The sequence below is a fragment of the Brevundimonas sp. genome (genome assembly GCF_036405315.1).
GTDB lineage: Bacteria > Pseudomonadota > Alphaproteobacteria > Caulobacterales > Caulobacteraceae > Brevundimonas.
Genome location: NZ_DASWXW010000071.1, coordinates 1 through 7,231, shown reverse-complemented (window position 1 = coordinate 7,231; position 7,231 = coordinate 1). Strand labels below are relative to the sequence as shown.

Sequence of the window (7,231 nt, the reverse complement as noted above, 5' to 3'; positions counted from 1 at the left end):
CTCGCTCTAGACGGCGTTTCGCCCAAGGCTGTTTCGTCACAAGGACGATTCGCCCAATGCGCCTTCGCGCTGGTCTATGTCTGTTCGCGCGGACGGAGCAGGAGAGACGATGACGGCCCAGCCGATCGAAGCAGACGCCGCCCCGGCCAAGTGGCTGAAGACGGCCCTGTCGCCACGCAAGCGGATCATGAGCCTGGCCAGCGGCCTGGTGATCGCCGACGCGATTCCGGCCGTAGGGTTTGCGGCGGGCCTCGGACTGGCCGTCGGCGCCCTGCCGCAGGGATACAGCCATGCCCTGCCCGGCGCCGCGCTGGCCGTCGCCTCCCTGCTGGCGCGCGGCGGCCTCACCCAGGTCGCGACCGTCGTGGCCGCGCGCGCAGCCCGCGCGGTCAAGGGCGACCTGCGGCGTCAGGTCCTGAACGGCGCCTTCTCGGGCCGCCTGTCCGACGCCGAGACCATGACCGCGACCGTCGAGGGGGTCGAGGCGCTGGACGGCCATGTCTCGCGCTTCCTGCCCGCCCGCATGGCCGCCGCCGTGACGCCGCTTCTGCTGATCGCCGTCGCCGCCGTGGTCAGCCCCTTCACCGCCGGCATCCTCATCTTCACCCTGCTGCCCTTCGTCATCGGCATGGCCCTGACCGGCATGGCGGCGGGCGCCGAGAGCCGCCGTCAATTCCAGGCGCTGGAGCGGCTGTCCGGCCTCTTCCTCGACCGCATCCGCGCCCTGCCCGCCATTCTCGCCTTCCAGGCCGAGAAACAGCAGACGACAGTGATCGCCCGGGCCTCCGACGATCTGGCCCGCCGCACCGGCAAGGTGCTGAAGATCGCCTTCCTGTCCTCGGCCATCCTCGAGTTTTTCTCGGCCTTGGCCGTGGCCCTGGTCGCCGTCTATTGCGGCTTCAACCTGCTGAAGCTGCTGCCCTTCCCCGCGCCCGAGCAACTGAGCCTGACCCGCGCCTTCTTCCTGCTGGCCCTGGCGCCCGAGGTCTATGCCCCCATGCGCCGCTTGGCCGCCGCCTATCACGACCGACAGGCCGCAGAGGCCGCCGTGCCCAGCCTGAAAAAGCTGACCGGGGACGCCGCGCCCGTCGCCCTGCGTCCGCCGGTCCCCGTCAACACCCCGGCCATCGTCTTCCGCGACGTGGCCATCGCCTATGAGGCGGGCGCGCCCGTCCTGACCGGCTTCGATCTGCGGGTCGCGCCCGGCGCCACTGTCGCCCTGCTCGGCGCCAGCGGCTCGGGCAAGAGCAGCCTGCTGCATCTCTTTCTCGGCTTGTCGCCCCTGAGCGGCGGCGCGGTCGAGGTCAACGACGTCCGCCTGTCCGACCATCCCGACCTCACCGGCTGGATCGCCTGGGCCGGGCAGGCGCCGGTGGTGGTGCCCGGAACCCTGGCCGAGAACATCGCCCTGGCCTGGCGCGCCGCGCCGAGCCATCGCGTCATGGAGGCTGCGGCCCGCGCCGGTTTCACCGGCGATCTGAACCGCATGATCGACGAGCGCGGCGGCGGTCTGTCGGGCGGCGAGCGGCGGCGGCTGGGTCTGGCCCGCGCCTTCCTCAAGCCCGCGCCGATCCTGCTGCTGGACGAACCCACCGCCAATCTGGACGCCGCGTCGGAGGCCGCCCTGCTGCCGATCATCCGCGCCGCCGCCGAAGGCCGCACCGCCCTGATCGCCACCCATTCCGAGGCCGTCGCCGAACTGGCCGACGTCGTGGTGCGGCTGTGAGCGTACCGAACATGTCCGGCGTCGCCCGCCTCAAGTCCCTGATCCGGGCGCAGGAGCGCCGTCAGGGCGCCCGGCTTCTGGCCGCCTCCGTCTGCGCCGCCCTGGTGTCCGCCGCCGCCGTCCTGCTTCTGGGCGTGTCCGGCTGGTTCATCACCGCCTCGGCCCTCGCCGGAATGGCGGGCGCCGCCGTGGCGCACAGCTTCAACTTCATGGTGCCCAGCGCCCTGATCCGCTTCTTCGCCATCGTCCGCACCGGCTCGCGCTACGCCGAACGCATCACCGGCCACGACGCCGCGCTGAAGGCCCTGGCTGCGCTCCGTCCCCAGTTGTTCGAGGGAATCGCGCGCGGCCCCGCGCCCCGCGCCCTGGCCCTGGCGGGCGGCGAGGCCTCGTCGCGCATGGTGCAGGACGTGGACGCGATCCAGAACCGCTTTGTGCGCCTGTCCGCGCCATGGGGCGCCGCCGCCGGCCTGATCGCCGGTCTCGGCCTGGCCCTGCGGACCGGCTGGACGACCGCCCTGGCCATCGCCGCCGCCAGCGCGTTCGGCGTCCTCGCCGCGGCCCTGGTCGGCCGCTGGCTGGCCGAACCGGCCGGGCGCGCGGTCCAGGCGGCGTCTGGCGACCTGAAGACCGGGTTCGCCGCCTTCGCCGCCGCCGCGCCGGAGCTGCAAGCCTATGGCGTCAAGGCCTGGGCCGTGGAGCGTCTGGCGGAGCGCGGCGCGATCCTGGAACGCGCGACCGAGCGTCTGGCCTCGGCCGGGGGCTGGATCATGCTGACCCAGTCGAGCGCCATGGCCCTGGCCGTCGTCGGGGTGATGGCCACAGCAGGCGCCGCCTCGCCGCCCCTGATCGCCCTGGCCATTCTGGCCGCCGTGACCACGGTCGAGAGCGCCGGCGCCCTGCTGACCGCCTTCCGCCACAACGGCGCGGTCGAGGCGGCGGTGGAGCGGCTGGGCGACCTGCTGGAAGCGGCGCCTGTCGCGTCCGCCCCCATCGCCACGCCGAGCCTCGACCTGCCGTCGGCGGATCCAAGCCTGATCCCGCCGCAGCGTCTGGCCGTCACCGGCCCCTCGGGCGCCGGCAAGACCACCCTGATCGAACGCTGGATGCATCTGCGCGCGCCCCTACCCGGCGAGGCCAGCCTCGGCGGCGTGGACGCAGCCGAAGTCTCGCCCGACGCCGCGCGCGCCCTGTTCGCCTACGCCCCGCAGCAAGCCGTCCTGCTGGCGGGAAGCGTGCGCGAGAACCTGAAGCTGGCCCTGCCCGGCGCCGACGACGAGGCCCTGTGGACCGCGCTCGAAGACGCCGATCTGGCCGACCGCATCCGCGCCGCCCCCGCCGGCCTTGACGCCCCGCTCGGCGAGAACGGCGCCCGGCTGTCAGGCGGCGAGCGTCGCCGTCTGGGCCTGGCCCGCGCCTATCTGCGCCCCGCCCCCTGGCTGGTGCTGGACGAGCCGACCGAGGGTCTGGACGCCGCCACCGAAGCCCGCGTGCTGGAACGGCTGGCGGCGCGCCTGGAGCGCACTGGCCAGGGCCTGATCCTGGTCAGTCACCGCCCCGCGCCCCTGGCCCTGTGCGACCGGCGCCTGGCGGTCACGGGCCTGTCGCCGTCCGGCGCCGTGCAGATGGCTTCCGATGGGGCCCGCGCGGCCGCCTGAGCGGCCCCGCATTCCTTTGATCTCAATCAAGGCATGACCGTCGGCGAACGGCTTTGCTGGGACCAAAGGAGATACCCCATGCCCGCAGACGTCGTTCCCGCCATCGCCGCCATTGTCTCGGCCTTCCTCGTCTTCATGGCCGTCCTCGGCTTCGCCTCCATCTGGAGCAACATGGGCGACAAGGCCAAAAACTGACGGCCAAGAATTGACCATGAAAAAGCGCACGCCCGCTGGACGGACGTGCGCTTTGTCGTTTCCTAGAAGCCGCCGATCGGGGCCGATCAGTCGGTGTCCGTCGGGCCGTTGCCCTGCCCCGGAATGATCGCCCGGAACAGCAGCTTGTCGATCCGACGATCGTCCATGTCGATCACCTCGACCTCGAAGCGACCCAGTTGCAGGATCTCCCCCTCCTGCGGCAGACGCGACAGGTGGTGCAGCACCAGACCGGCGACGGTGTGGAAGCTCTCGTGCTCGCCGAAGTCCTCGCCCAGCACGTCGCCCAGTTCATCTAGGTCGGCCTGGCCGTCCACGGCCCAGGAGCCGTCCTCGCGCTTGCGGATCGACAGATCCTGCTCGTCGTGGCTCTCATTGAAGTCGCCGGCGATCATCTCCAGAAGGTCCGTGGCCGTGACCACGCCTTCGAAGGCGCCGTATTCGTCGACGACGAAGGCCATGTGCACCTTCGACCCTTTCAGGATCTCCAGCGCCTTCAGCACCGAAGTCGACTGCGGGATGAAGGCGGGCTCGGCCACCAGCTTCTCGATGTCGTAGGAGCCGTCGGTCAGCAGGGCGTCCAGCAGGTCCTTCTTGTGGACCACGCCCAGGGGATTATCGACGTCGCTCTCGCGCGCCACGACGATCCGCGAATAGGGACAGGTGCGGATTTCCTCGCGCAGGACTTCCTCGGTGTCGTCCAGGGCGATCCAGAAGACCTCGTGGCGCGGCGTCATGGCCACGCGCACGGCGCGGTCGCCCAGGCGCAGGATTTCCTCGATCATCACCTGCTCTTCAGGCTCGATCAGGCCCGCCGACGTGCCCTCGGCCAGAATGCTCTCAACCTCTTCCTGGGTGACGTCCGAACCATCGCGGTCCTTGACGCCCATAACCTTGAGGATGCCCGAGGTCGAGGCCGTCAGCAGCAGGACGAAGGGCTTCATCACCAGGGCCATGGTCGAGATCGGCGCCGCCATTTTCGACGCGATGGTCTCGGGGAAGATCAGGGCCAGGCGCTTGGGCACCAGTTCGCCGACGATCAGCGAGACATAGGTGATCAGCACCACCACCAGGGCCGTCGAGGCGAATTGCGAATAAGGCGCCAACGCCGGGAAGCTGGCTTCCAGAATCCGGTCCAGCTCGCCCGCGATGGTCGCCTGACCATAGGCGCCCGCCAGAATCCCGATCAGGGTGATGCCGACCTGGACCGCCGAGAGGAACTGCGTCGGCTCCTCCGACAGCTTCAGGGCCGCACGGGCCCCTCGATCCCCGCGCTCGGCACGGCTTTGAAGCTTGGACTTACGCGACGAGACGACCGCAAGCTCGGTCATGGCGAAAAGGCCGTTCAGCACCACAAGCAGCAGCACGACGGCGATAGCGATGGTCAACATCGAAAGGGGAGAAACCCGCGGCGCGGCGCGACAACCGGCGTCCGCTTGGCAATAGTAAGGCTGATCGCCCGACCGCGCCAGTATTTCATTGCCGCCGGCCTCCGCTCAATGCGTCCGCCCGCCCCCGATCGAACCATAGACGCCAGAGGCGGGTCGCCCATCGGGGTCCGGAACGGCGCCGCATGCGCTCATCCCGATGATGGTCCCGATGAACAATCCCAGCCTGATCGCGCGCCGCATCTATAGTTACCCGCTTCTTAACGTCGTAGCCCAACGTCGGGCGCGGCGCGCGGTTCCGCAACGCCCGGGTCTCAGGCGGCCATCGCCGCCGGCCAGGCCTCCGACGCCGCCATGCCCTGGTGCAGGCCTTCCAGAAGGATCTCCAGCGTCACCGGCTTGGCCACCAGGGCGTCGGCCCCGGCCTGCATCGCGCGCTCATGATGCGCGTCGGTCGTATTGGCGGTCAGCATGATGATCGGGGTTCGGTGCAGCCTCCGCCCGGCCTCCTGCTTCCGGATGATCGAGATCGCCGCAAGCCCATCCATCACCGGCATCTGCATATCCATCAGGATCAGGTCGAAGCCGCCCTGCTCGAACTGATCGACGCCCTCCTGACCGTTGTCGGCGGTCACGATCTCGAAGCCCAGGGGCTGCAGCAGACAGCTGACCACCATCTGGTTGGCGGGATTGTCCTCGACCAGCAGGATACGCTGCCCCTGGGCCGCCTTGTCCGCATGCTCGATCTCGTTCGCCGCCTCCGGCGCGGCGTCCAGACGCTGAACGGGCAGGACGACGGAGAACAGGCTGCCCTCGCCCGGTGCGGAGCGCGCCGAGATCTCGCCGCCCATCAACTCGGTCAGGGACTTGCATATCGACAGGCCCAGTCCTGTGCCGCCGAACTCTCGCGAGATCGTGTCGTCGGCCTGGACAAAGGGGTTGAACAGGCGCGCGGCCGCCTCGAGATCGAAGCCGATGCCGGTGTCCTGCACCTCGATCCGCAGACAGTCCCCGTCCGCCTGGGTCGTCAGATCCACCCGCACGTCCACCTTGCCCGTCGGCGTGAACTTGACCGCATTGGAGACCAGGTTGGACACGATCTGCGTGATCCGGACGCCGTCGCCCAACACCCGTCCGTCCGCGGCATCGGAAAACGCGACCGACAGGGCCACGTCACGCTGTTCCGCCGTCGTCGCTCGCATCTCCACGACCGCCGTGATGTCGGCGCGCAGGTCGAACGGGGCCGGCGCCAACCGGAACTGCCCCGCCTGCATCTTGGACAGGTCCAGCATGTCGTCCAGCACCCGACGCAAGGCGTCGCCGGCCCCGGTGATCAGGGACAGCATCTGCGCCTGCCGCTCCGTCAGCGTCGTCTGGGTCAGGGCGGAAGCGAGGCCGAGCACGGCGTTCAGCGGCGTGCGCACCTCGTGGCTGATGTTGGCGAAGAAGCGATCCCGCGCCTGGGCGGCCCGGCGGGTCTCGTTCTGGGCGACCTCCAGCGCCTTCAAGGCCCGGACGTGATCGGACACCTCGAAGCGGATGGCGGTGTAGGTTTCAGGCCGCCCGTCCTCGCCCAGATTGGGCACGATGGTGGTGTCGACCCAGTAGAGCTCGCCGTTCTTGTTGCGGTTCTGGATCGTGCCCCGCCAAACGGCGCCGCTGGCGATCGTTCGGTACAGGGTCTGGAAGAACTCACGGGGATGGTGGCCGGAATTGACCAGTCGATGGTTCTGCCCGACCAGCTCGGCGCGGCTGTAGCCGCTGACATCCGCAAATTTCTGATTGCAGTATAGAATCTGGCCGGCGCGATCCGTGATCGCCACGATCGCCGCTTCGTCCAGCGCTCCGGACAGGCCCGCGCGGCGCGGCCAGTCGATGTCGTTCATAAGCTTCCCTTTCGTCAGGGAGGCCTTGCGCCCATTTCGCCGTCGCTTCGTTAATATCGGCGATATCGCGACGCTTTTTCATCCGAACCCGGCAGGTTTTGACTCAGATCAATCCGGTGAACGCTCCCCTGCCCCGAACGCAGAAACGGCCCCCCGGATCGCTCCGGGGGGCCGCTCTGTTACGCTTACTCTATACTGGGCCTGCCGCGCTTGCGCGCCGCTTGAGGCCGGTACTGTTCGGGTCCGAGGACCCGGATCCATCGCTTAGGCGACGATCTTGGCCACGACGCCGGCGCCGACGGTGCGGCCGCCTTCACGGATGGCGAAGCGCAGCTTCTCTTCCATGGCGATCGGGGTGAT

Annotated in this window: 5 protein-coding genes; 2 read left to right on the top strand and 3 right to left on the bottom strand. The window is 69.4% G+C overall.

Annotation, left to right across the window (positions count from 1 at the left end):
* Nucleotides 1-109 precede the first annotated feature (109 nt).
* A complete protein-coding gene (gene cydD / locus VGE49_RS04635) occupies nt 110-1,726 on the top strand; it encodes a thiol reductant ABC exporter subunit CydD (protein ID WP_331033405.1) in 1,617 nt (538 codons plus the stop codon).
* A gap of 11 nt (nt 1,727-1,737) precedes the next feature.
* A complete protein-coding gene (locus tag VGE49_RS04630) occupies nt 1,738-3,384 on the top strand; it encodes an amino acid ABC transporter ATP-binding/permease protein (protein ID WP_331033404.1) in 1,647 nt (548 codons plus the stop codon).
* 281 nt (nt 3,385-3,665) lie between these two features.
* Here VGE49_RS04630 and VGE49_RS04625 read toward each other — a convergent pair whose 3' ends face one another.
* From VGE49_RS04625 to VGE49_RS04615, 3 genes are all read right to left on the bottom strand, one after another.
* Nucleotides 3,666-4,988: a hemolysin family protein gene (locus tag VGE49_RS04625; RefSeq protein WP_331033403.1), complete on the bottom strand. Its 1,323-nt coding sequence runs from the start codon at nt 4,986-4,988 to the stop codon at nt 3,666-3,668.
* 311 nt (nt 4,989-5,299) lie between these two features.
* Nucleotides 5,300-6,871, bottom strand: a complete 1,572-nt coding sequence (locus VGE49_RS04620; RefSeq protein WP_331033402.1) for a PAS domain-containing hybrid sensor histidine kinase/response regulator — start codon at nt 6,869-6,871, stop codon at nt 5,300-5,302.
* 264 nt (nt 6,872-7,135) lie between these two features.
* Nucleotides 7,136-7,231: EF-Tu C-terminal domain-related protein (locus tag VGE49_RS04615; RefSeq protein WP_331032571.1), on the bottom strand; the 96-nt coding region annotated here is incomplete at its 5' end.